Raw genomic sequence first — 24,599 nt, 5'->3', positions numbered from 1 at the left:
TTAATTACTGCGTTTAGCTAGTTTTAGTCAGCTAAAATTCTAAATTCTTTTTGGGCAATTAAATTACCTTGCTCATCTACAACATCAACACGCCAGTGGCCTGTTTGTGTGTCCATAATATTTTTTGTTGAGTAGGTTCTGTAGCGAGGCGAAGTAACATTGAGTGTAATTTCAGCCATAGTTTCATCTTCAAACGTCCAAACATGTTTAACTTGCTGCCCTTGAAGGTTTTTAATCTCGCTAAAAAACGATAACCCTTCATCAAACTGACTTAACCTAATATCTGCCGCAAACACATTAGTAGGCTCACGCTTACTTACTTTACGAGTAAGTACCGCACGGCTAATTTTATCTGTGTCTATTTGCGCGCCTAATGCCACACTTGCCACTTGTGCTGTAGGCGAAAAACCTTCAGTACCACTCAATGCACCATCATCGCTTTTTTGATCTAAAAGTAAGTCACTCTGATCAGCATACTCAGCTATATTTTCAGCTTCTTCGGTTTCTTCCTGCGCATCATTATCAAGGTTTGAGTTTAACTCTGTATTAATACTCTCACTTTGATCAATCACAATATCGTTGCTAGCTAATAAAACTGTATCATTATTTACTGGATTCACTTTATCAGGTGCATTATTTGATATGCTTTGCTCAACTTCATTCTGCGCAGCTAATAACGGTTCAATGCTCGTTTGCGTTATCTCTGCGGACTCGTTAGGAATGTTGTTTATTGATGATTCAGGCTCAACATCCGTTACTTCAACGTTTGTCTGGTTTTGAGCGTTACTGCTAAAGCTTAAAAATTGTTCCTGCTCATTTGGATGCTCACCTTGCTCTGCACTGGCTGAGGTTGTTAAGCCATATACAACTGCTGCAGAGGTCATTAATACCAACATAGCAATACTCACAATACGACGCCAATTCCACTCGTAGCTTACCGTTGGTACACTCTCTTGTAGTTCGCGTTTAACATTTGCTTTAATAACTATTTTTTGACTCATATTGACCTCAGCGGTTCCAAAATTAGCTTAAACGAGCAATTAACCATTGGCGAATAGCTTGCAATTCTTCTGCGCAAACTTGATGAGCCATTGGGTATTCTTGCCAGCTTACATCCATGTTATGTGCTGTTAATACTTCAAACGCACTTTTTCCCGCACTATGCGGTACTACGTTGTCTTGACTACCATGCGCCATAAATACATTTAAATCGGTATGTTTTGCTTCATCAGCAAATTTTTGCGGCACACACATATAAGTAGAAAGCGCCATAACACCCCCAAGCTTTTGCTCAAAGCGCGGCGCTAAATGCAGCGACACAACACCACCTTGAGAAAAACCAGCTAAAATAATTTTATTAGCGGGTATGCCATTAGCAATTTCTTTGTTGATTAGTTCTTCTACTTTAGCAGCCGAATCTCTTACGCCTTGTTCATCGGCACGCTTATCTAATTCTATAGATTTAATATCGTACCAAGAGCGCATTTCCATACCACCATTTATGGTGACCGGTTGCACTGGTGCATGCGGAAAAACAAACCGTATACCCAGTTCACTTGGTAAATTAAGCTGCGGAGCCACTGGTGCAAAACCATCCCCAGAATCGCCTAAGCCATGTAACCAAATAACCGTTGCTTTATGCTCGCTTTGAGCTGGAAATTCTACAAACTCTAAACTCATAGTGTTGATTGCCACTTAACTTCTTGGCCTGCTTGGCGAGTTGATGCTTCATTTATAAACGCCCAAAATTCTGCACCCGAACGGTTATCAATCCATAACCCATCGCGCATTTCAAAATGATGACCGTTAAACTTAGTCGCAACCCATACTTGATGAAGAGGCGCTTGTTTATTGATTACTATTTTACTTTTATCAGGAAAAATAATTTCTAAAATACCTTGTGCCGATTCGTAATCTAAATCAGCTTCGCAATCATCAACTTGCTCTTCAATAGTGAACATAAGAGCTTCGGCTAATTGGTGATATTCGTGTTCAGTCATTGTTATTTCCTTTGCAGGCGAGCCGCCTAATATTGGGTACGTTTTAGCTTTAAAAGTGTACTGTTAGTGTAACAGGAATAAAATCATCCGCGAATAGCTGCATTTTTTAGATATTCTGTTACTCTGCGATTATAAAGCCAGCAACCATATTAATCTAATGAAAGCGACGCATACCTTACAATTAAAAAAACTATTAATAAGCACTGTACTGTTAAGCGCCTTAGCTGGCTGTGGGCAGAGCGGTCCGCTATATTTACCAGAACAACAAACAGAGCAAAACCAACCTCAAAATACAGCTAAGCCAGCCACTACCGCTGAGCAAGCAAAAACACAGCAAAGTCAGGAGCAATAAATGGATTATTTTAACTACAAAAACAACCAATTATTTGCCGAAGACGTAAGTGTGGCAAGCATAGCGCAGCAATACGGCACACCTTGTTATGTATACTCGCGTGCTACGTTTGAGCGCCATTACCTAGCGTTTGCTAACGCCACTAAAAATCATAAAAGCTTGGTGTGTTACGCCGTTAAAGCAAACTCAAATATAGCCGTACTTAATATATTAGCGCGCTTAGGATCGGGTTTCGATATTGTGTCGAAGGGTGAACTTGCACGTGTAATTAAAGCAGGAGGCGATGCCTCTAAAGTGGTTTTTTCGGGCGTGGCTAAAACGTCTGACGAAATAGCGTACGCATTAAAGTTAGGCATTAAATGCTTTAACGTTGAATCAGCCTCTGAGCTTGAGCGAATTTCAGAAGTTGCTTGTGAGCTAAATCTAGAAGCGCCTATTTCTATTCGCGTAAACCCCGACATAGATGCAAAAACACATCCGTATATTTCTACCGGCTTAAAAGAGAATAAATTTGGTATTGATATACAAACGGCGGTGAGTGTTTATCAACAAGCGGCGGCTTTACCTGGTTTAAAAATAATTGGTGTTGATTGCCATATTGGCTCTCAATTAACCGAAGTAAGACCCTTTTTAGAAGCCCTTGATAAACTCATGGCGCTTATTGATGAGCTAAAAACTAACGGCATTGAGCTAACTCACTTAGATATTGGTGGCGGTTTAGGCGTGCCATATAACAACGAGCAACCACCGCACCCAAGTGAGTATGCCGCGCAAGTTACCGAGCGCTTAGCTAACTATAAACACCTTGAACTGATTTTTGAACCAGGGCGCGCTATAGCAGCCAACGCAGGTATTTTAGTTACTCAAGTTGAATTTATTAAGCAAAACCAAGACAAGTTTTTTGCCATTGTAGATGCAGGTATGAACGACATGCTTCGCCCTGCGCTTTATCAAGCGTGGCAAAAAATTATTCCGGTATCCGTTCGCGACGACGAAACACCTACTCACAACTTTGATATTGTGGGCCCGGTGTGCGAAACCGGCGACTTTTTAGGAAAAGATCGTGAGCTTGCGCTTAAACAAGGCGATTTACTCGCGCAACGAAGTGCTGGTGCATATGGCTTTACCATGAGTTCAAACTACAACTCGCGCCCGCGTGTTGCAGAAATAATGGTAGATGGTGAGCAGCACCATCTTATTCGTGAACGCGAAACTATTGAAAGCCTTTATCAAGGTGAGAAAGTTTTACCATAAACGTTTTTGTCTACTAGCTGCTCTGTGGCATGATTAGCACAGAGCAAAACCGAATTAGAGCGCTATGTTAGTTAATTTTTCCAAAATGCACGGCTTAGGCAACGACTTTGTTGTGATTGATAACATTACACAAAATGTTTTTTTGTCGCGAGATCAAATCAAAAAACTGGCAGATCGCCATTTTGGCATTGGCTTTGACCAATTGCTAATGGTTGAAGCGCCATACTCTCCTGATCTCGACTTTCATTATCGAATATTTAATGCCGATGGTACCGAAGTAGAACAATGCGGTAACGGCGCACGCTGTTTTGCCCGCTTTGTACGTATGAAGGGCCTTACTAACAAGCATAAAATTACTGTGTCGACCAAGTCGGGCAACTTAACGCTCTACATAGAAAAAGACGGTCAAGTAACGGTTAACATGGGTCATCCAAATTTTGAGCCAAGTAAAATCCCTTTAAAAGCGAGCAAGCGTGAGCTTACTTATATTATTAGAACCGAAGAACACACTGTATTTAGTGGCGCGGTATCTATGGGTAACCCGCATTGCGTACTAGAAGTTGACGACGTAACCACCGCGCAAGTTGATATATTGGGGCCATTACTTGAAAACCACGAACGCTTTCCGCAAAAAGCGAATATTGGTTTTATGCAGGTTGTATCGCAAGAACACATTAAATTAAGGGTATGGGAGCGAGGCGTTAACGAAACCCTAGCCTGTGGCACAGGCGCATGTGCAGCAATGGTTATTGGTCATATGCAAAATAAGTTATCAACAACCGTTCAAGTAGATTTACCAGGCGGTAGCTTGCAAGTACGTTGGAGTGGCGAAGGTCACCCTGTACGCATGACAGGCCCCGCAGAGCACGTATTCGACGGACAAGTAGCGCTATGAGCGAGCTAAGTAAAGAACAGGTTATTGATTACTTACATCAACATCCTGATTTTTTGGTTCAACACCCGGAGCTACTCGCACAACTTGAGCTGCACCAACAAGCTCAAGGTGCAACGTCGCTGGTACATATTCAGCAACGCCAATTACGCGAGCACAACACGCTTTTAAAAAGCCAAATAGACGCGATGAGCAAGCATGCAACGCAAAACGAGCTTGTATATCGTTTGTTTAGCCAGTGCCATCGCCAGCTTTGGAATCATGACGACTTTGATACGCTAGCAAATAACCTGCGCAATATAATTTGCTCAAGTGAAGATGTTAACGACTGCAAATTAGTAAAATATAATCCCGAATACGACGAACTTATTGCACATCGCCTTACCCATTCTGGGCATTATTTAGGGCGTATTAATCAGCAAGAACGCGAACAATTATTTAGTGAAGATACACAATCTGTCGCCATTTATTTAATTGGCGACACTACACACCCTATCGCTATTTTGGCGTTTGGTAGCAGTAACGTAAACCATTTTGAGCCCGCTCAAGATAACCTGTTTGTACTCGACTTTATAAACGCATTACACCTGCGGTTGCAAAAACTAGCATGAGTGACGATGCGCCTAATACTACCCAGTTAAGCGACAATTGGCGTACACCTATAACGCTATTTAGCGATTATTTAAAGTTTGAAAAACAATATTCAGCGCACACCGTAAACCAATACGTAAGCCAACTTGGCTTTGCAGCCCTTTATTTTAGCAAACTATGTGATGACTGGTTTGGCGTACAAGGCGAGCATATTCGCCGCTACAGCATGGCACTGCGATCAAAACAATTAAGTGGCCGTACAATTAGCTTAAAGCTCAGTTGTATTCGCAGCTTATATAAGTTTTTAAAAGCAAAAAATATTGCCGAGCAATTGCATTACCATAATCCGGCGGTGGGTATAAAAGGTCCTAAGTTTGCAAAGCCCCTACCTAAAAATCTCGACGTAGATCAAATGGCGCGCTTACTCGAAATACCCGACGACGAGCCTCTCGCAATTAGAGATAAGGCAATGATGGAGCTTATGTATTCATCAGGGCTGCGTATAAGCGAATTAGTTGGCGCTAACATGCAAGATATTAGCGCTGCTAATGGCGAAATTTTAGTGCGTGGTAAAGGCAATAAAGAGCGATTAATTCCGGTGGGTAAAAAAGCGTTAGACGCATTAAAAAAATGGCTCACAATACGCCCTCAATTTACAAAGCCCGATGAAATAGCAGTATTTTTAAGTAGCCAAAAAAATCGTATTTCGATTCGCCAAGTGCGCCTACGCATGCAAGAGTGGGGAATAAAACAAGGCATTAGCTCGCAGGTTCACCCGCATAAGCTGCGCCACTCGTTTGCGTCACATATTTTAGAATCATCTGGTGATTTACGCGCCGTGCAAGAATTACTAGGGCACAGCAGTTTGTCGGCTACACAAGTGTATACGCATTTAGATTTTCAACATTTAGCCAAGGTGTACGACAACACTCACCCTCGCGCAAAAAAACGAACTGATTAGGAAAATAAATATGATCCGATTTAATCGTGCTATTAAGCCATTTTCTGTCATGAGCTTTGATTTAGACGACACGCTATACAGCAATCACCCTATTATAAAAGCAGCCGTTAAAGCCCAACAAAATTATTTAAACGCGCTACCGGGCTATCAAGAGCAAGGTCCAAAGTACTGGCAACTATGTCGCGAACTTGCCGTAATACAAAACCCAGATCTCGCAGATGATGTAACTAAATGGCGCAAACACACCCTACGTTTAGCGCTTTCTAAACTTGGGTTTACCGCAGATGATGTAGAGCGCCATGCAAATGCCGCCTATAACGCCTTTGCCGATGCGCGCAGCAACATAGTCGTAAGCGATGACGTACTAAACTTACTAGATAATCTAGCCAAACATTTTACGCTTGTTGCAATTACTAACGGTAACGTTGAAATTGAACGCTTTAATTTACACAACAAATTTGAGCTAGTATTACAAGCAGGTATGCACGGTAAAGCAAAACCCCACACCACTTTATTTGATAAAGCAGCCACACATTTAAACGTTGCTAAAAGCGATATTTTACATATTGGCGATAGCCTAGACACCGACGTACAAGGCGCAAATAATGCCGGCTGCCAATCGGTATGGTTAAACGGTCAAGGCGCTAACTATGCCTATAAAGGGCTGGCTGATATTGAAATAGTCAACATCCATGCTTTAACGCACTTTATTAAATAATACCAATTGCATTAAATAAGTGTTCTATTATAGCGCTAAGAAAATAGCACAATAACAAGGCGAAAATTGTGACATATAGTTGTTCTATATAAATAATTTTTAACGCAGTTAGTGAGTTATTTAATGCGATAAAATGATCATGTTTTAATAAAATTGGTATAAACTCGTTTAAAAATAAGAGGTCACAATGAGCCACTATACCAAGCTAATCACCTTGCTATTAATTGGCTCGCTTAGCCTTAACGCTTATTTATTATGGCCGCAGCCTGCGTTAACTACACCACAAAAAACGCAAAGTGCCCAGCAAAGCATATCGCCTAAACAACAAAATACGTTACTAAATACGGCAAAGCAGCAATTTAAACAACACCAATTTGAAGCCGCACTTAGTAGCTATCAACAACTCAAAAATAGCTACCCAGAAAGTGCAAAAAAACTTTATTCATCGTGGCTGATACAGCTTAAAACATGGCTAAATAGCAATTTATTACTCAGCGAGTCATTTCTCAATGCGCTATTAAATAACAGCCCTTATAACGTAGAATTACTTAACTTACAGGTTGAGTATTTAATAAATAGCGAGCAAACACAAAACGCCATTATTGCTTTATTTGAGCTTAATTCATTACAACCTGCTGATCAGCAAAGTAACGAAAATACACGTTTAAATACGCTCACTCAAAACGAATTACACACATTAACTGAGCAACAAAATTGGCAAGCTATTATTGAGCAAACACAAATTTGGCTTGATTATAAAAGCGATAACGCGCAGTTTTTATATCCGCTTGCGTACGCCTACTTTCAGCAAGGCGATTTAATTAGTGCACAAGCAACCCTTGATCGAATGCCAAACCAGCACAATCTAAAAAGCCAAGTGCAAACACTGCAAGCTATGATCAATAAAGCACAATCGCAAGACGACTTTGTTGCTTTAACGCCTTACGGCGCGCATTACTTAATAAACACCGAAATAAATAACAATCTATCGACCGAATTAATGATTGATACAGGCGCAAGCGTAACCTCACTACCTACAAGTATAATTGAGCAAATTTCGCCACAGCCTTTGTATTTAGGCGATGTAACGGTAAATACAGCGAATGGTCAAATTGTTGTAAAGCGTTATCAAATTGAATCGTTTAAAGTGGGCTCGCAAATTATTTATGGTTTTGAAGTGTTGAGCATTGAAAACACACGCGGACAAGGTTTGCTAGGGATGAACTTTTTATCGCGATTTAAATTCAATATAAATCAGCAAACAGATGAGCTAGAGTTAAGCGCTAAATAATTAAAAATCCAAAGGTAACACATGACACTAAATAACTATTTAAAAGCACTTGCTGAAAATCCAAAAAGCATTCAATTTACCGATACAATGGCGGTGATTGAAGCAAATTACGACTTTACTGCATGTGGCTTTAATAACCATGGATTACTTAGCGCTGCGAGTGAGAACAACGGCTCATGTAAAATTTTTGCGTTTGCTAAATTAAACGATTTAAGTAAACAAAATACGTTGGATTGTTTTGGTAAGTTTTACCGAGAAGACGTGCTGCAAAACCCAAAAGGCAATGATCACCTAAATATTCGCACTTTTATGTTAGCACCAGAGGCAACACCTTTTTTAGGTATTACCTTTGAAGGCGAGCCACTAAAAGAAAAATAGCCAGCAAAAATTAAAGTGGCTTTTCCATAAAGTAACGCGTACCTGAGCGTGGGTAATTATTAAGTTGATACTTAACACTATAACCGCGCTTTTCGTAAAAAGGTTTTGCTTGAAAATCAAGTGTATCAAGCTGAGCAGTTGTTGCTCCTAGCTCAACAGCAGCTTGTTCAAGTTCCGTTAGCAGTTTATCTGCAAGCCCTTTACCTCGTGCACTATCGCTACACCAAAGCCAACTAATCATCAGCCAATTTCCAAACACACACCCACTAATACCGGCAACAAGCTCGCCCTGCTCATCAGTAAATTTATAACCTAATGGCACTCTTTGCGCATCAAAATGCTGGGCGTTAAATTCAACCATTTGTGCGCGAAGCGCTGAGTTTAACGCATCGGTATTATCTACTTTTAATTGATACATTTATCGCCCTTAAAAAGCAGATACTAGCAAATTAGCTCAATCAATAAAGATTATTTTTACCGTAAGGTACTTCAAGCATATTGCTGCCGGTTTTTTCTGGCTGACCGCACATTTCGTCGTAAGCGCTTGTTTGGCGCAGTACCATTTCGGCATACGCTATTTTGTCAAAACGCTTTTGAACATGCAGTGGGCTTAGCGCTCTTAAAAACTCACCGCTGTCTTCTGTTACATAGTATTCAACGTTATTAATCATTACTGATACTTGATAAAGCGCCATATCTAACGAGTGAACAATGACTTTTTGTAGCGGCTCGTGCTTTTTTAACTGTGAAAATTTAATACCCATCTTGGCTACCTTTTTATATTTAACCTGAGTTCTGGTTATTTAACATTATCGATACGCAGCTTTGCTATAATCACGATCAAATTTTTATTAGCCGCTGGCGTCACACGTTATGAGCACAAAAATCCGACTCGCTAAATATATTGCCCATGCAGGTATTTGTTCTCGTAAACAGGCATCGCGTTTAATTGATGAAGGTGTTGTGACTGTAAATAATCGCCCAGCGAATCATATAGATCACGTTGATGAGCAAGACATTGTAATAGTGAACGAAAAAGAAATTAAAGATGCTGCCGATTTAGTTTATTTTGCGTACCACAAACCAGTAGGTATTGACTGCAAATTAAATATTGATGACCCTGCCAGCCTTATTCACCATTTGCCCACACTCACCCGCGTTTACCCTATTGGTCGATTAGATAAAGACTCTCGCGGTTTGCTTATTTTGACCAACGATGGGGATTTTTGTAATCAACTAATACATCCTGACTTCCACCAGTCTAAACATTATTTAGTCACCGTAAATAAGCCTTTAGACGATGCTTTTTGTAAAAAAATGGCAGCAGGCGTACCCGTTGATAAACACATAACCCTGCCTTGTGAAGTAAATAAAATAGCCAGCAATCAGTTTAGTATTGTTTTAAAACAAGGGCTAAACAGACAAATACGTAAAATGGCGCATTATTGCGGATATAAAGTAATTGATTTATTTAGAGTGCAATTTAGTGACCTCACCCTTTCAAAACTAAACCTACCTGAAAACCAATATATACAAATTAATAAAAACGATATTTCAAAAATCTAATACCAAGTCACTTAATTACATCTCAAAAAGTTAAAAATAAACTTGCAATTACAGATTACAGGTGTAGTCTTTAATTAAAGATTACATTTGTAGGCAATAGCATGATTGAGTTATCAAAAGCAGAGTTTGACGTGCTCGATGCACTTTGGATTAACTACCCCGCCACCGCGAGCCAAATAATTGAGCGCTTAAGCGACGATAAGCAATGGCACGAAAAAACCATTAAAACCCTACTAGGTCGACTAGTAAAAAAAGGCGCACTTACATTTGAAAAAGAAGGTCGTCAGTATATTTATATGCCGTGTATGGAGCGCGCCGACTACACCTTAAAAGAAAGCCAAAACTTTATTGAGCGCTTTTTTAGTGGACGTATTGCGCCACTTGTAAGCGGTTTTGCTAAATCGGAGCAGCTTTCTCAGCAAGATATAAACGAGCTTAAAAAAGTTATAGATGACTGGGAAAAAAACCAAAAGTAAGGGATTAACATGGTTATTCAAACTGGTTTTAATTGGTTGATTGAGCAGCAATTACTATTAAGCATTTTGTTTTGTGGATTTATTTTACTCGAGCGATTTGGTTTAAAAGCCCTTGGCTCGCGGTTTGTATATAAATTAGCATGGCTATTACCTGCGGCATTGGTGATTGCTAATTTACCAAATGCGATTAAACCACTGCAAAATAGCAATATTAGCCATTACTTAATCACCCCTAACCAGCCTTTTACACATGAAATGGGTATTAGCTGGGCGCTCATGTATGTACTTATTACCGCAGGGTTATTAATAGCTAGTTTTATTACACATACCCGTTTTGTTAAAAGCCTGCAGTTAACTGAGTTAACACAATTTGAAGGCACTCTTACCGCTGATGTTAAAACTTATACCAGCCAACATGTAGCCACGCCAATGGTGGTCGGTATTTTAAACAGCAAGCTGGTGTTACCGAGTAACTACAATACCCAGTTTGATAAAGCCACATTAGCGCTTATTTTAGAGCACGAAAACGTACACATAAAACGCAAAGACAACCTAACAAACGCACTTATGTTACTACCTACTATTTTACTTTGGTTTAACCCACTAGCTTGGTTTTGTTACGCAAGCATGCGCCGACTACAAGAGCTGACTTGTGATGAACGGGTACTTAGCAATAAAACCACACAACAACATATTTTATATAGCAAAGCCTTAATAAACTGCGCGGCAAATGCGCCCACAGGACTTATGGCTTATTCACACTACGGAGATAAAAAAACCATGTTACAACGACTAACTAATATAAAACACAGTGGGGAGCGTTCAAAGCTTGCTAAAGGTGGCTTATTACTTGTAGCCGCAAGTATGCTAAGTGGATTAGCGATTGCAAAGCAACCAGAGGCAATGACTAAAGAGGATCACATTTCACCGACAATGCGTATTGAACCCCTTTATCCAATACAAGCAGCTCAACAAGGCATCAGCGGCTCAGTGGTATTAAAGTACGATATAACTCCCAATGGTGAAACCGCTAATGTTTCTGTTGTTAGTGCAAAGCCTGAAGCCATATTTGACCGTGAAGCTAAAAAGGCGCTAAGACAGTGGCAATACAAACCCTCATCAATGGGTTATCAAAACGTACTTGTACAGCTCGATTTTGCAATAAACAATGAAGTTGCTAATACCGATTTAATAGAGCGAATTAAAGTATCGCACTAACTTTATTAGATTTTTCAAGACTACAAAGCAAGCGCCCTTTTAGGCTGCTTGCTTTGTGGTTTTAAAGTATAAACCTACAAACTCACCACAATCATGGCAATGGCTGTACCCAAGCCAATAAACCACACTAATGAGCGAATTATATCTAGGTTCATATAGTAAAAAACGCAATACAAAATACGCGACACAATATGCGTAACCGCTAACATTTCGGTCACTGCACCTACAGAGTTAGTGCCCAGTACAACTGCAATAGCGACAGCAAAAACAGCAAGCGATTCAAAACAGTTTTGATGAGCAGCGAGCGCCCGTGCACCAAAGCCGGTTAATTTTTTTTGTTGCGCCCTTGGATGTTTATTGTCGTATCGACCTAATTTTGCCATTGCTATAGCAACCGGCACTTTTGCAAAGTAAGGCATTAATACCGCAAGTAATGCACATACAACTAATGTTGTCATAATTTATCCTTTTGATGTTTCGGATAATTTAGCATAAGCGCAATAAAAAAGCCGCCAGATACGTTTTATGACAAACGCTGGCGGCTAACAATAACATCAGGCTTACTATAGCTAAATATATCCTCAAACCCATGCGACATAATGTCGCAGATGATGAATATTCAACATCATAGTTAATGCATCGCTTTACTTCACAAAGCTTGTTAACTTTACTGCCTTACATTTTAACGATGACGACCATGACCTGGATCTTTTTCACTTTTTTAGCCGCCTTCATGCAAGCATGGCGTAATGCCCTGCAAAGTAAATTAAGTAACGATGTGAGTGTTGCTGGCGTAACTCTCTCCCGCTTTATTATTGCAGGCCCTATTGCTGCCGTGTATTTATATGGTTTGTATCAATACCAAGATACCGCCATGCCTACGTTTAATAATGCCTTTTGGGGATTTATTATAGGCGCAAGTGTGATGCAAATACTTGCCACTGGTTTAATGGTTAAGTTATTTAAAATGAATAATTACGCCGTAGGTGCTGGGCTTGCCAAAAGTGAGGCGTTAGTGGCTGCTATTTTAGGTGTATTATTTTTTGGCTCGGCACTTTCTTTACTCGGTTGGCTTGGTGTGTTTTTTGGCGCTATTGCCGTATTGCTACTCAGCGGCATAACAAGCGTTAAACACTTTAATGCTAAAACGGCATTACTAGGACTTTCTTGTGGTACTTGCTTTGCACTTACATCACTGTGGGTACGTGAAGCGAGCTTAAACTCAGGATTATTATTTCCACACTCAGCCGCTTGGGTTTTGCTGTTTGTAATTAGCTTACAAACACTAATACTACTGAGCTATTTATTATTAAAAGAGCCGCAAACACTCAGTAAACTGTGGCAATACAAAGGCACTACAGCCGCAATTAGTGTTTTTAGTTGTATCGGCTCTATTGGCTGGTTTAGTGCAATGAGCTTACAACATGTTGCTTACGTTAAAACACTTGGACAGGTTGAAGTATTTTTTACCATGCTAATTGCTGTACTTTGGTTAAAACAGCCACTTAAAAAACAAGATACTGCAGGCTTAATACTCATAGCCATTGCCGCTGTTTTGGTTATGTTGCCGAATTAATGGCAACATAAAAAAGCGCAGGCTTTTATACCTGCGCTATTCATAATTAAGCGTTTATTCAAATTACCAATTAAGAGCTTATTTTAAGTGTTATCACACCGCTAATAATCATTAATACTCCCGCAATACGACCAAATGTAGCTGCATCGTTATAAAACAATATACCTACTAAAAACGTACCCGCAGCGCCAATACCTGTCCACACCGCGTATGAGGTGCCCATTGATATTTGCCTTTGAGCAAGCCACAACATAAAACCACTAGCGACTAAAAATGCCACCGCTATTGCGATGCCCTGCCAGCGAGTATCTGAGTTTTGCGAAATTTTTAAACCTATCGGCCAGCCAATTTCAAGTAAACCGGCAATAACCAAATAAATCCACGCCATTAAACATCTCTCTTTTTCAATATAACTTCATATAAATCTTCGCGGCGATCTTTTAAGTTACGCACTGTGCCTTCGCTGTGAAGAATTTTTAACTTATCCATATCAAGGTCACTAAATAACAGCATTTCTGTATTAGGTGTGGCTTCGTTAAGTGTTGCATCGTGCGGGAACGAAAAGTCCGATGGCGTTAACACAGCCGATTGTGAGTACTGCACATCAAGGCTTTCTACTTGTGGTAAGTTACCTACCGAGCCTGCAATAACCACATAACATTCGTTTTCTATTGCACGCGCTTGTGCACAATGGCGCACACGTAAGTAGCTGTTTTTAGTGTCGGTCCAAAATGGGACAAACAAAATATCTAACCCTTGCTTAGCTAATATGCGTGAAAGCTCAGGAAACTCTACGTCGTAACAAATTTGAATACCTACACGCCCGGCATCGGTTTCAAATACAGCAATTTTGTCGCCGCCTTGAATAACCCAATCGTTTTGCTCATGCGGGGTAATGTGTATTTTACGCTGCTCATCTATTTTACCGCTGCGGTGACATAAATAACTCACGTTATAAATTTTATCATCTTCGGCAAGCGGCATAGAGCCGGTAATAATATTGGCGTTGTATTCTATTGCCATACGCGACATCGCGTTTTTAAACGTTTCGGTATATTCGGCTAAATAACGAATCGCTTCCGTTTGGTTGCTTTGATTTCCTAAACCCATTAATGGCGCGTTAAAAAACTCAGGGAATAGTATAAAGTCACTTTTGTAGTCAGATACGGTATCTACAAAGTATTCAACCTGCTTTAGCATTTCTTCAACCGATTCAACACAACGCATTTGCCATTGCACAGCACCCACGCGCACGATTGATTTAGTTGACTCGAGTACCGTGTCGGTTGGCTCGTACATGATGTTATTCCACTCAAGTAAAGTGGCGTAACCAACTGACTCTTGATCCTCTGGTAAATACTTTTTAAGTAAACGCTTTACCTGAAAATCGTTAGATAGCTGAAAGCTCAAAATCGGATCGTACAGCTCCCTCTGATCTACTTTTGCAATGTATTCCATTGGCGTCATTTCACTGCTGTGATTGTAATAACGCGGAATACGCCCACCCGCTAAAATAGCACGTAGGTTATATTGGCGGCACAGTTCTTTACGGGCATCATAAAGGCGACGACCTAAACGCATGCCTCTGTGAGTTTCGCTTATTGCTACATCTAAGCCGTATAGCGCATCGCCGTCGGTATCGCTAAATACACGGTCATGACCATCTGCAATGTCTTCGTAGGTATGCGGGTTTGAAAAACGTGTGTAATCAACTTGTACGCTCAGCGCTAAGCCCACCAGCACGCCGTCATCTACAATACCGATTTGCCCTTCAGGAAATTGGTCTATTAATCTAAAAATGGTATGACTTGGCCACGCACCACCTAAGTCGGGATACGCTTGATCCATCAAGGTTTTAATTTGCGGATATTGCTCTCTGGTTAAGTTACAAATTTCAAGATGGGTTTTTTCTGCCGACATACACAACTCCTTTAGGCATAAGAAAATAAAAGCCGAATGTACGCTCGATTAAATCAAGAATACACTCAGCTTTGTATCATGTTTTTTACTTTAGATGTACTACTTTAAACTGCGATAAAAGAGTGTGGTTACTTTCTCTTTTGGTAACCAGCCTGCGTATTCAAGACCAAGTCCTGCCAATGGATCGGCTTTAAGTACTTGCTCTAAGCTTGCATTATTTTGCATTGCTTTTAGCATTACGTCTTTCGCGTTTTGAACTAGCTTACCATACGCTATCAGTCCTGAACGGTCACTTACCTTACCGTGTCCTGGTATTACTTTAGTGTTGTCGTCAATTTGTTTAACTACATCGTCTACTGCCGCTAAAATACCATCAACGCTGCCGCCGCTATCTACATCAACAAACGGTAAGCTGCCAAAATTAAAGTAAATATCGCCCATGTGCACTATGTTGTCGTTACTAAAAAAAACAACCGAGTCACCATCGGTATGTGCATGTTCGTAATGCACTACATGGGCGTGTTCATTATTAAAATGCAGTTTTAAATCGTGACCAAAACTAATGCGCGGTAAAAAGTCTGACCCTTCTCCATGCTGCTCTTCTAAACGTTTGTGTACATTGTCGTGTGCTATAACGTGCGCACCCGCTTTAGCAAAGTTCTCGTTGCCACCGGTATGATCGCCATGATGATGCGTATTAATAACAAACTCTGCACTGCCTGGTTTTAGATCGCTAATCGTTTTTTTAATATCGTCTGAGAGTTTGGCAAACTGATCATCAATAATATAAATGCCATCATCGCCTACACTTGCTGCAATATTACCGCCTTGCCCAAATAGTACGTATATATGCTCACTTAGCTTTTGTGCTGTTACTGGACCTTCATCTGCTTGCGCTGCTGTACTTAGTAATAAACCTGTTATTAATGCGGGTAGTATTTTTTTCATTTTAGTTCTCTGTTGTATGAAGTAATTAATATAGAACGTTTTTATCACTATTTAAGCTCACTCACTTATCACTTAAACGTTATTTAATAGGACTTATGACTATTTGATGCATAAGTGTTTGCGGCAATAAAGGTGTATGTTTACCCTCTACGTAATCACTAAACCCCGCTCTATAAAATTCAGAAAGAGGATGCCCCGATTGCCCACCGGGAATAGCTAAAATTGCATGTTCTAAATGCCCAGGTTGAGCAATAAAGCGCTGCGATGCGCCAAAACTACGCCCTTGTACGGCGGGCATGTAGCTACCACCAAAACCCGCTGCTGTAGGCATATTTAATAACTTAGCAAGTAACGGCATTTGCTTTGCAAACGGATGCTCTATCACTAACTCATTGACCTTGCCCCACTGCCAGCTTTGTACATTATTACCAAATTGCTCATTAAGCTTAGTGATAGTTTGGTTAAATGCACCGTGTAATTGTGCATCCCAGCTTTTAAATTGCGGGTTTATCCACGTATCGGGTTTGTTATTAATAAGCTGCCAAACTGCGGGCTCTAAATCTCGTTTTACGTATTTAAGTGTGCCTTGCTGTTTATTTAATTCGTCTTCAATACTACTAAATAGAATATTAATCACTTCATCGCGGTAGCGCTTAACTAAGGTATACCCTATGGAGGTTGAACACGCACATTGCTGCCAATTTTCGAGCGCTGTTATATATTGCTGATTTTTGGTTTGATCTGTTTTTAATTGCTTTAATAGCAAAGCATGCCAAGGCATTAAAAAGCGAGCTTGGTTATCGAGCTGTAGTGCGTAAAAGTCGCTCTCTGCAAATGTTTGTTTTTCAAATAATCTATCGCGGATTTGGCTCGAACGTGCACCGAGTGCATAGCCACCATTGCCAAAGCGGGCGTTATCTTCAGCCGATACCACGCGAGAATTACCAGTCCATAATCGACCGTTTTGTGGGTTTTTAATAAAGGGGCGTTCTAATTCGGTTTGCTGCCAAAGCGCTGAGTAGTCACCGGCATTTACACCGAGCTCACTTGGCGTTTTACGAGCCGGTATACCGCCCATATTTTTCCACGCTGCGTTACCTTGGCTATCTACCACCATTAGGTTTTGCACAGGTATTCCTACATCGCTTGCGACAGCAAGTGCATCATCTACTGTTTTGGCTTGTTCTAACTTTAATAGTTGCATATTAACGGCGTAAGGCTGATGTGCAGCCCAGCTCAATGCATAAGGTTTTTCGTTAATATATTTTACAGGGCCATATTCGCTAAGTATTAATGAATAGTTTTCAACCTCCCCATCGGGTAATACAATAGGTTCATCTACTTGCCATGTTTTACTATCATCGTTTAATGCAATCCAATCGGCTGTATCTAAATAACCATTAGTAAATCCCCATGCAACATTGTTGTTAGTGCCAACAACAATTGCCGGCGCTCCGGGCAGCGATACACCGGTTACCTGAGCGGGTTTTCCATTTTGTATATAATTTAGCTGAGCCCTGTACCAAATTACAGGCACTGCCATCGATAAATGCATATCATCAGACACCATTCCAGCGCCTGTTTTAGTCAACGTTCCTGTAACTGCCCAGTTATTACTGCCGCGCTCTTGGTTGGCTTCAATACTTTTAACTGTATGCTCTGTTTGAGTGGGAAAAGTAGGTATGCCGCCGCTATAAGGCGCTAATTTGCTGCCATCAAGCGCGGCTTGGTACTTACTTGGTTGCGTTAAAAAATCAACCATTTGCTTTGTGTACGCTTGCTCAATTTGAATGAGTGCTTGGTCACGTTCAAATGTCGCGCTTTGTAAATCAAGGTACATGCTAAATATCACAAGTAAGCTGTCTTCACTTTGCCATGGCTTTTGTGCTGCGCCTGTTAGTAAGTATTCAAAGCTTGAATACCCTACTTGCGCTAAACCTTCATTTACACCTTGAGCGTAACTTTTAAGTAATTGCTTATCGGTCTCAGGCAGCGTTTGTAAAATAATTTGGCTGCGTTTGCGCAATTGATGAAAACGCATCTTTTTATCGAGCCCCAACGCGGCTTCGCCAAATAACTCACTTAGCTCGCCTGCGGCATTACGTCTTAGTAAATCCATTTGAAAAAATCGGTCTTGCCCATGCGCATAACCTAAACCATAGGCAACGTCGTTTCGGCTATTTGCATTTATCACTGCTTGCCCTAGTGCATCGCGCGAAATTTTTACGGGCTCTACTACCGCGTTACTACGTCCGTTTCCATCAAGGGCAGGTAAACTTAAACTAAGTACACCATAAACAACGGCGGTACTTGCCAGCCCTAAAATCACAATTAATAATAACAAGCGTTTGATTACTTTAAACATCAACCTTTCCTTTGCACGTTTTGACCAAGCGTTAAGGACATATAATAACCACAGTTTTATTAAATAATAATGTTCTTGCTCGCAAAGGGTGAAATAAACATCAAAATCCACGATAATGTCAGCTCCACACATCGTGCAGAACTAGTTGAGATCAATATGACTGAAAAAACATTTATCAAAGGTAAAGACCGCGACCTAGAATCGTCAATCTCTACCATGCAAAACAAGCTTGAAGCCCTACACATTAATGTTGAAGAAGCGCTTTGGCTTAACCCTGTAGCTAACTGTTATTCGGTTCATATAAAAGACAGTGACTGCGGTGTTATGTTTACCAATGGTAAAGGCGCAACCGACAAAGCATCTATTGCCTCAGCACTCGGTGAATACTTTGAGCGTTTAAGCTGTAACTACTTTTTTGCAGACTTTTATCTAGGTGAAGAATTTGCCAATGGCGAGTTTACTCATTACCCAACCGAAAAATGGTTTAAAGTTGAAGGCGACGAAGTACCACAAGGTATTATGGATGAAAGCTTATGGGATTACTTTGACCCAGAGCGCGAACTTAACGCATCACATCTCTTTGATTTTAACTCAGGCAATATTGATCGTGGCATTTGTACCCTGCCCTACACTCGCCAACGCGATAACCAAGACGTATACATTCCGGTAAACGTTATCGGTAATATTTTTGTATCTAACGGTATGAGCGCAGGTAACACGAAGTTTGAAGCGCGCGTACAAGGTTTATCAGAAGTATTTGAGCGCGCGATTAAAAACCGCATCATCGCCGAAGGCATTTGTTTACCAATCGTGCCTGAAGACGTTGTTAAGCAATATCCTAAAATTCACGAAGCGTGTGAAGAGCTTCGCAGCCATGGCTTTCATTTACGTATTGCCGATGCATCACTTGGGGGAATTTACCCAGTAATGAGCGTAACGCTTATTAACCCAACTGATGGCTCTGTATTTGCTTCTTTTGGTGCTCACCCATCATTTGAAGTTGCACTTGAGCGTACAGTTACAGAGTTACTACAAGGTCGTCGTTTAGATCAACTAGATGTATTCCAACCTGCAACATTTGATAACGATGAAGTAGCAACACCAGAGAACATTGAACTGCACTTTATTGATTCAAGCGGTTTGATTTCGCATGATTTCTTCCGTGCAAAACCTGACTTTGAATTTGTACACTGGGACTTTAGCGGCACAACAGAGCAAGAATATAACTTCTGTACTGACCTGATTCACAGCATGGATCACGATATATACATCATGGATTATACGCACCTAAACGTATACGCATGTCGTATTTTAGTACCGGGCATGTCAGATATTTATCCAGTTGATGAGCTTATTTGGCGCAACAACAACGAAGGCGCAAAATTTCGCGAAGCATTCCTATCGCTTGATCAGTACGATGCAGAGCAATGGATGGAAATTTACGACAGCCTAGAAGAAGCAGGTCATAGCGATATTATCCGCGCCGCAGAATTTATTGGTTTAGCAACCGATGCCGACACACCATGGCACACACTGCGTATAGGTGAACTTAAAGCGCACCTATGTTTAGCCGCAGGCAGCGAAGAAGCCATTGATTGGGTTGACTGGATACTTCATACAGGCCAAGTAAACGAAGATGCAATGCGCCACTTCCGCTGTTTAAAAGCGATTCTTGAAATTAAATACGATGACGAGCGCGAATACGCTGATTACCAAGATGCATTAGGCTTAATGTTTGGTGCTAATAATGTAGCGCTGGCTATTGAAATTGCCGAAGGTAAAAAGCAGTTTAACGGTTTAACTTTTCCAGGTTTATCGCTTGAAGGCTTTAAAAAGCATGCAGCATTACTTGATGGTTACCGCAAGCTACACGTAGCAAAGCAAAATCATTGGGCACGTGAAGTTAGCGATTCGTAACTCGCTAAACTACTAATTATAAAAAATAAACGGCGCATTTGTTAATGCGCCGTTTTCATTTATGTCATAAATTAGCTATAGTTAATTTGCCTAAATTAACGCCACGATGTAGCTAATGCCACCGTCTAGTAATAACAAAAAAACGAATGTTCATAACTTTAAGCTGACCTTTTGGTTATCGCTTACGCTAACTGTACTAGTTGGTGTTGTTCTTGATCGTATTAACTATAATCGTGTAAAAGATGCTCACCGCCTACAAATTCTTTCAGAAGTAAGTACTTATAGAGCTCAACTCGAATCAACCTTAGTTTCTAATATTCAACTAGTACGGGGTTTAGGTGTTGCCGTTGCCGCAGAACCGGGTTTAGAACAAGAACGCTTTGAACAAATCGCAGCCCCTCTTTTTGATACATCAAATGAACTTCGTAATATTGGTGGCGCTCCCAATATGGTCATTCAAATGACCTATCCTTTAAAAGGGAACGAAAAAGCAATTGGCCTTAATTTTTTAGATAATAAAAATCAGCGTACTGATGCACTTAGAGCCCGCGATACCAACACAATTATTATGGCAGGACCGCTAACATTAGTTCAGGGGGGGGAAGCATTAATCGCCAGGGTTCCGGTGTATACCCCTCCTAATAATGAGTTTTGGGGGTTGTTGTCGGTTGTACTCGATATTGACAAAGTTTATATCAATTCTGGCGTTTATGAATTAGAAAAACAGTACAACGTTGCCATTCAAGGGCGTAATGGCTTAGGTAAAAAAGGCGAGTTTTTTTTCGGCAATCAAAATATTATTCAGCAAGATCCTCTTGAGTTCACTCTAAATTTTCAAGGCGGCAGCTGGCAGTTATATGTAGCGCCAAAAATCGGTTGGAGCCCTCCTATTTCATCAATATGGCCACTTCGGTTATCGATTATTATTATTTGCGGATTATTAATTTGGGCCTTTTTATTCTTTTTGAAAATGCTTAATCGTCAGCAACAAAACGAAAAAATGCTTGAAGCAATGAGTGATCTAGCTCAAATAGGCGCATGGTCATTTAACTTAGAAACTAAACAAGTGTATTGGTCTGACATGACCAAAAAACTATTTAAATACCCATTAAATAACCAACCAGAATGGCCTAAAGATTTAAACTACTTTAAAAAAGGCACTAGCCGAGAAACAATTAAACCTTTAATTGAACGAGCCATAAAATATGGTGAAAGCTACGAAGTTGAATTAGAAGTAATGGATGCAGAAGGTGAATCTGTTTGGGTACTCGTACATGGTGAAGCAGAACGAAAGAATGGACGATGCACACGCATTTTTGGCTCACTACAGAATATTGATACCCGTAAAAAAATTGAATTAGAAAGCAATAAAGTTGCACTGCACAATGAAATACTCGCATCGCTAACCGTTAATAAACTCATATTAAACGGACAACTAAGCCAATCTAAAGACGTAATCACACAATCGATTTGCCAAGCATTTGACGTTAAACGTGCCAGCATTTGGTTTTTTAATGAAGATAAGAGTCAACTAAATCCGTTTGCAGTTCACAGCAATCAATTATCAAGCGACACCGTAGACCCTATTTGGCTAAGAAGAAATGCTAAAGACTTTTTTAATACCATTGATCATCAAGCTGTATTTAATGCTCCAGATGCACTAAATCACCCGGTTTTAACGCCTCTAAAAGCACACTATTTAAACCCTTTAGAAATTCAAGCCATGTTATGCGTGGTTATCCCAGCCGGTAGTGGAGCTTTGGGTGTTGTATGCGCAGAGCAATGTCAGTCACCTAGAAATTGGTCTCGTAACGAAGAGAGCTTTTTAATTGCCGTCGCAGCACTTATTGGCAGTTTGTACTCAAGCCAAAAACGTATTGAAACTGAACAAAAGCTGGTTGCCGCCAAAGAAACTGCAGAACAAGCTGTTGAAGCTAAAAGTGAATTTTTAGCGAGTATGAGCCACGAAATTCGCACCCCAATGAATGGTGTTTTAGGCATGCTTAATATAATTAAGCAAACGCAACTAGACCTGCAGCAAAAGCATCATATCGAACTTGCTCAGTCATCAGCTCAATCTTTACTTAATATAATTAACGACATATTAGACTTTTCTAAAATTGAAGCAGGTAAGCTCGATATTGAAAACGTGCAATTTAACCTACCTCGGTTATTAGGAGAAGTGGTTGAATCGTTTGCTTTAAAAGTAGAGCAAAACAATACAAAACTTATTTTAGATGCCACTCAAATTACAGTTAGCGAAATAATTAGTGATCCGAACCGCTTACGCCAAATTTTGAATAACTTAATTGGCAACGCCGTTAAATTTACTATTGATGGTGAAGTAGTTATTACCGCCAAAGTGGATGAAACAACGGATGGCTCGTTCCTACAATGTTCGATTATTGATACTGGCATTGGTATTGACCCTAAAAAACAAGCGTCGTTATTTGATTCGTTTACACAAGCAGATACCTCAACTACACGCCAGTTTGGGGGCACAGGGCTTGGCCTTGCCATAGTAAAACAACTGTGTGAGCTGATGAACGGTGAAGTAAGTGTAAACAGCATGCAAGGTGAAGGAAGTACATTTTCTTTCACAATACAAATACAGCCTCGCTTAAGTAAAGAACAAGATTTACCGAGTCATTTAATTAAAAACAAACATATTTTAATTATTGATGAGTGCTCGTTAAATGCAAATACAGCCAGCAAACAACTCACGGTATGGGGTGCAAAGGTTAATTGCATACATGACTATCTTGAGGTTGATGATTATTTAAATAATGTAACCACCCACCCTGAAGCTATTTTAGTTGATTACTACTTTTTTGAAAAAGCGCCGCAAACGCATATAACTGGGCTTAAAAACTTTATAAATATGCATAGTTGCAAGTTAGTTCTTATGGCGCCAATGAGTTATTCACCTGAGGAGTCTAAAGTAGGTATGGAAGTCGACTGTATGATTTTCAAACCACTCACACCTTCTGATTTGTTTGACTCACTCACTAACGATAAATACATTGAACAACAGCAGCAACAAGCACAACTACAAAATAAACTAACTAAAGCACCAGTACTCGATTCATCAGAACCACAACTACTGCTCGTTGAAGACAATAAAATAAACCAAGTAGTTGCCTCGGCGCTATTAAAGCAAGCAGGTGTGACTTTTGATATTGCTGAAAATGGGCTTGAGGCAATTGTAAAACTCAATGCAAAACAAGGTAAGCCATATAAGCTAGTTTTAATGGATTGCCAAATGCCTGAAATGGATGGCTACCAAGCTACTAAAGCCATTAGAGAAGGCGATGCAGGTAAGGGTAATGAAAATATTACTATTATTGCACTTACAGCCAATGCCATGCAGGGCGATAAAGAAAAATGCCTAGCAGCAGGCATGAACGATTATTTAAGTAAGCCGCTCGATTTAGCCGCCCTAAAACCTAAACTCCAGCAATGGCTTGGTATCCAATAAAGGTGTAAGCTAATAAAATACGCTTACTAATTTGAGATTATTTATGCAGTTATCAGCAAATCAACAACGTATTCTTGGTTGCTTACTAGAAAAACAAAGCACAACGCCAGAACATTATCCGCTATCGTTAAACGCTCTAGTGAACGCATGTAATCAAAAGTCTAATCGCGATCCTGTGTTAAATCTTACAGATAGTGACGTGCAAAACGCACTTGATGAACTAATAGACATGCGTTTGGTAACTATAGATGAAGGGCTTACTGGTCGCGTAAATAAATACGACCACCGCTTTTGCAACACTGAGTTTAGTAATCTGCAATTTTCTGCTCAGCAACGTGCCATTGTTTGTTTATTACTTTTACGTGGTGCCCAAACTCCAGGTGAATTAAGAACTCGCAGTGCTAGGCTTGCTGATTTTAATAACGTAAATGAAGTAGAAACAGCGCTCAATAAACTGATTGAAAGCGATTACGCCCGTAAATTAGAACGAGAAGCAGGTAAACGCGACAGCCGATACATTCATTTATTTGGCGAACAACAAAATAATCCCGCCGATGCCTTTGTTGCTCTACCAAGCGAAGTAATTAAAGATAAAGAATTAAGTGATTTACTGGCAGAAGTGGAAGAATTAAAAGTAGAGCTTCGCAAAATAAAAGCTCATTTAAAACTTTAATTAATTAAGACTAAATCACATAATA

General features: G+C 40.2%; 25 protein-coding genes. 15 read left to right on the top strand and 10 right to left on the bottom strand.

Annotation, left to right across the window (positions count from 1 at the left end):
* Positions 1–23: 23 nt before the first annotated feature.
* The 3 genes from I6F45_RS16000 to cyaY are packed head-to-tail and all read right to left on the bottom strand — an operon-like array spanning position 24 to position 2,000.
* A complete protein-coding gene (locus tag I6F45_RS16000) occupies positions 24–1,001 on the bottom strand; it encodes a DUF2914 domain-containing protein (RefSeq protein ID WP_165729327.1) in 978 nt (325 codons plus the stop codon).
* A 22-nt stretch (positions 1,002–1,023) separates the two neighbouring features.
* The gene (locus tag I6F45_RS15995) at positions 1,024–1,680 is read right to left on the bottom strand and encodes an alpha/beta hydrolase (RefSeq protein WP_197161117.1); all 657 of its coding nucleotides are present in this window, start codon (positions 1,678–1,680) and stop codon (positions 1,024–1,026) included.
* Positions 1,677–2,000 carry an iron donor protein CyaY gene (gene cyaY / locus I6F45_RS15990; protein ID WP_007377335.1) on the bottom strand — a complete coding sequence of 108 codons (324 nt, stop codon included), beginning with the start codon at positions 1,998–2,000 and terminating at the stop codon, positions 1,677–1,679. Before cyaY ends, I6F45_RS15995 begins: the two co-directional genes overlap by 4 nt.
* Positions 2,001–2,157: 157 nt before the next feature.
* On the opposite strand from cyaY, the gene lptM reads away from it, so the two are divergent.
* The 8 genes from lptM (at position 2,158) to I6F45_RS15950 (ending at position 8,437) form a co-directional block, all read left to right on the top strand.
* A complete protein-coding gene (gene lptM / locus I6F45_RS15985; RefSeq protein WP_166419563.1) occupies positions 2,158–2,352 on the top strand; it encodes an LPS translocon maturation chaperone LptM in 195 nt (64 codons plus the stop codon).
* On the top strand, positions 2,353–3,606 hold the full coding sequence (gene lysA, locus I6F45_RS15980; protein ID WP_197161107.1) for a diaminopimelate decarboxylase: 1,254 nt from the start codon (positions 2,353–2,355) through the stop codon (positions 3,604–3,606).
* 64 nt (positions 3,607–3,670) lie between these two features.
* Positions 3,671–4,501: a diaminopimelate epimerase gene (gene dapF, locus I6F45_RS15975; RefSeq protein WP_024589649.1), complete on the top strand. Its 831-nt coding sequence runs from the start codon at positions 3,671–3,673 to the stop codon at positions 4,499–4,501.
* Positions 4,498–5,109, top strand: coding sequence for a DUF484 family protein (locus I6F45_RS15970; protein WP_166419562.1), 612 nt, complete (start codon positions 4,498–4,500; stop codon positions 5,107–5,109). Before dapF ends, I6F45_RS15970 begins: the two co-directional genes overlap by 4 nt.
* Positions 5,106–6,050 (top strand): tyrosine recombinase XerC, encoded by a 945-nt coding sequence (locus I6F45_RS15965; protein WP_197161105.1) that lies wholly within the window; start codon positions 5,106–5,108, stop codon positions 6,048–6,050. The genes I6F45_RS15970 and I6F45_RS15965 overlap by 4 nt, the downstream gene beginning before the upstream one ends.
* A gap of 10 nt (positions 6,051–6,060) precedes the next feature.
* The gene (locus I6F45_RS15960) at positions 6,061–6,768 is read left to right on the top strand and encodes an HAD-IA family hydrolase (RefSeq protein WP_197161102.1); all 708 of its coding nucleotides are present in this window, start codon (positions 6,061–6,063) and stop codon (positions 6,766–6,768) included.
* A 187-nt stretch (positions 6,769–6,955) separates the two neighbouring features.
* Positions 6,956–8,059 (top strand): retroviral-like aspartic protease family protein, encoded by a 1,104-nt coding sequence (locus tag I6F45_RS15955; protein ID WP_165729331.1) that lies wholly within the window; start codon positions 6,956–6,958, stop codon positions 8,057–8,059.
* A 21-nt stretch (positions 8,060–8,080) separates the two neighbouring features.
* Positions 8,081–8,437 carry a HopJ type III effector protein gene (locus I6F45_RS15950; protein WP_197141719.1) on the top strand — a complete coding sequence of 119 codons (357 nt, stop codon included), beginning with the start codon at positions 8,081–8,083 and terminating at the stop codon, positions 8,435–8,437.
* A 10-nt stretch (positions 8,438–8,447) separates the two neighbouring features.
* On the opposite strand, the gene I6F45_RS15945 is transcribed toward I6F45_RS15950, so the two are convergent.
* Together I6F45_RS15945 and I6F45_RS15940 are read right to left on the bottom strand one after the other, a co-directional pair.
* Entirely contained in the window at positions 8,448–8,855 is a 408-nt protein-coding gene (locus I6F45_RS15945; protein WP_197103195.1) for a GNAT family N-acetyltransferase, read from the bottom strand.
* 40 nt (positions 8,856–8,895) lie between these two features.
* The gene (locus I6F45_RS15940; RefSeq protein WP_024589642.1) at positions 8,896–9,201 is read right to left on the bottom strand and encodes a DUF6482 family protein; all 306 of its coding nucleotides are present in this window, start codon (positions 9,199–9,201) and stop codon (positions 8,896–8,898) included.
* 109 nt (positions 9,202–9,310) lie between these two features.
* On the opposite strand from I6F45_RS15940, the gene I6F45_RS15935 reads away from it, so the two are divergent.
* The 3 genes from I6F45_RS15935 to I6F45_RS15925 all read left to right on the top strand — a co-directional run bounded on the left by I6F45_RS15935 (position 9,311) and on the right by I6F45_RS15925 (position 11,697).
* Positions 9,311–10,003: a pseudouridine synthase gene (locus I6F45_RS15935; protein ID WP_197161100.1), complete on the top strand. Its 693-nt coding sequence runs from the start codon at positions 9,311–9,313 to the stop codon at positions 10,001–10,003.
* 101 nt (positions 10,004–10,104) lie between these two features.
* Positions 10,105–10,479: a BlaI/MecI/CopY family transcriptional regulator gene (locus tag I6F45_RS15930; protein ID WP_007580531.1), complete on the top strand. Its 375-nt coding sequence runs from the start codon at positions 10,105–10,107 to the stop codon at positions 10,477–10,479.
* Positions 10,480–10,488: 9 nt separating this feature from the next.
* Complete coding sequence (locus tag I6F45_RS15925; RefSeq protein ID WP_165740961.1) at positions 10,489–11,697, top strand: M56 family metallopeptidase; 1,209 nt, start codon at positions 10,489–10,491, stop codon at positions 11,695–11,697.
* Positions 11,698–11,771: 74 nt separating this feature from the next.
* Here I6F45_RS15925 and I6F45_RS15920 read toward each other — a convergent pair whose 3' ends face one another.
* The gene (locus I6F45_RS15920) at positions 11,772–12,155 is read right to left on the bottom strand and encodes an MAPEG family protein (RefSeq protein WP_010554555.1); all 384 of its coding nucleotides are present in this window, start codon (positions 12,153–12,155) and stop codon (positions 11,772–11,774) included.
* 239 nt (positions 12,156–12,394) lie between these two features.
* Here I6F45_RS15920 and I6F45_RS15915 point away from each other — a divergent pair, with 239 nt between their 5' ends.
* Complete coding sequence (locus I6F45_RS15915; protein ID WP_197161097.1) at positions 12,395–13,273, top strand: DMT family transporter; 879 nt, start codon at positions 12,395–12,397, stop codon at positions 13,271–13,273.
* Between the two features lie 70 nt (positions 13,274–13,343).
* Here the strand turns inward: I6F45_RS15915 and I6F45_RS15910 are convergent, their stop codons facing one another.
* The 4 genes from I6F45_RS15910 to I6F45_RS15895 form a co-directional block, all read right to left on the bottom strand.
* Positions 13,344–13,661, bottom strand: a complete 318-nt coding sequence (locus I6F45_RS15910) for a DMT family transporter (RefSeq protein WP_007580521.1) — start codon at positions 13,659–13,661, stop codon at positions 13,344–13,346.
* The gene (locus I6F45_RS15905) at positions 13,661–15,193 is read right to left on the bottom strand and encodes a bifunctional GNAT family N-acetyltransferase/carbon-nitrogen hydrolase family protein (RefSeq protein ID WP_010554553.1); all 1,533 of its coding nucleotides are present in this window, start codon (positions 15,191–15,193) and stop codon (positions 13,661–13,663) included. The genes I6F45_RS15910 and I6F45_RS15905 overlap by 1 nt, the downstream gene beginning before the upstream one ends.
* 99 nt (positions 15,194–15,292) lie before the next feature.
* Positions 15,293–16,141, bottom strand: a complete 849-nt coding sequence (locus tag I6F45_RS15900) for an MBL fold metallo-hydrolase (RefSeq protein ID WP_197119562.1) — start codon at positions 16,139–16,141, stop codon at positions 15,293–15,295.
* A 79-nt stretch (positions 16,142–16,220) separates the two neighbouring features.
* Positions 16,221–18,506 (bottom strand): penicillin acylase family protein, encoded by a 2,286-nt coding sequence (locus tag I6F45_RS15895; protein ID WP_197119561.1) that lies wholly within the window; start codon positions 18,504–18,506, stop codon positions 16,221–16,223.
* Between the two features lie 156 nt (positions 18,507–18,662).
* On the opposite strand from I6F45_RS15895, the gene ycaO reads away from it, so the two are divergent.
* The 3 genes from ycaO to I6F45_RS15880 all read left to right on the top strand — a co-directional run bounded on the left by ycaO (position 18,663) and on the right by I6F45_RS15880 (position 24,574).
* A complete protein-coding gene (gene ycaO, locus I6F45_RS15890) occupies positions 18,663–20,423 on the top strand; it encodes a 30S ribosomal protein S12 methylthiotransferase accessory factor YcaO (RefSeq protein WP_024589636.1) in 1,761 nt (586 codons plus the stop codon).
* Between the two features lie 115 nt (positions 20,424–20,538).
* The gene (locus tag I6F45_RS15885; protein ID WP_197119560.1) at positions 20,539–23,901 is read left to right on the top strand and encodes an ATP-binding protein; all 3,363 of its coding nucleotides are present in this window, start codon (positions 20,539–20,541) and stop codon (positions 23,899–23,901) included.
* Positions 23,902–23,944: 43 nt separating this feature from the next.
* A complete protein-coding gene (locus I6F45_RS15880; protein ID WP_197119559.1) occupies positions 23,945–24,574 on the top strand; it encodes a YceH family protein in 630 nt (209 codons plus the stop codon).
* Positions 24,575–24,599: the final 25 nt, after the last annotated feature.

It is taken from the genome of Pseudoalteromonas sp. SWYJZ19 (assembly GCF_015864375.1).
Lineage (GTDB): Bacteria > Pseudomonadota > Gammaproteobacteria > Enterobacterales > Alteromonadaceae > Pseudoalteromonas > Pseudoalteromonas arctica.
This window is presented reverse-complemented; position numbering and strand designations above follow the sequence as displayed.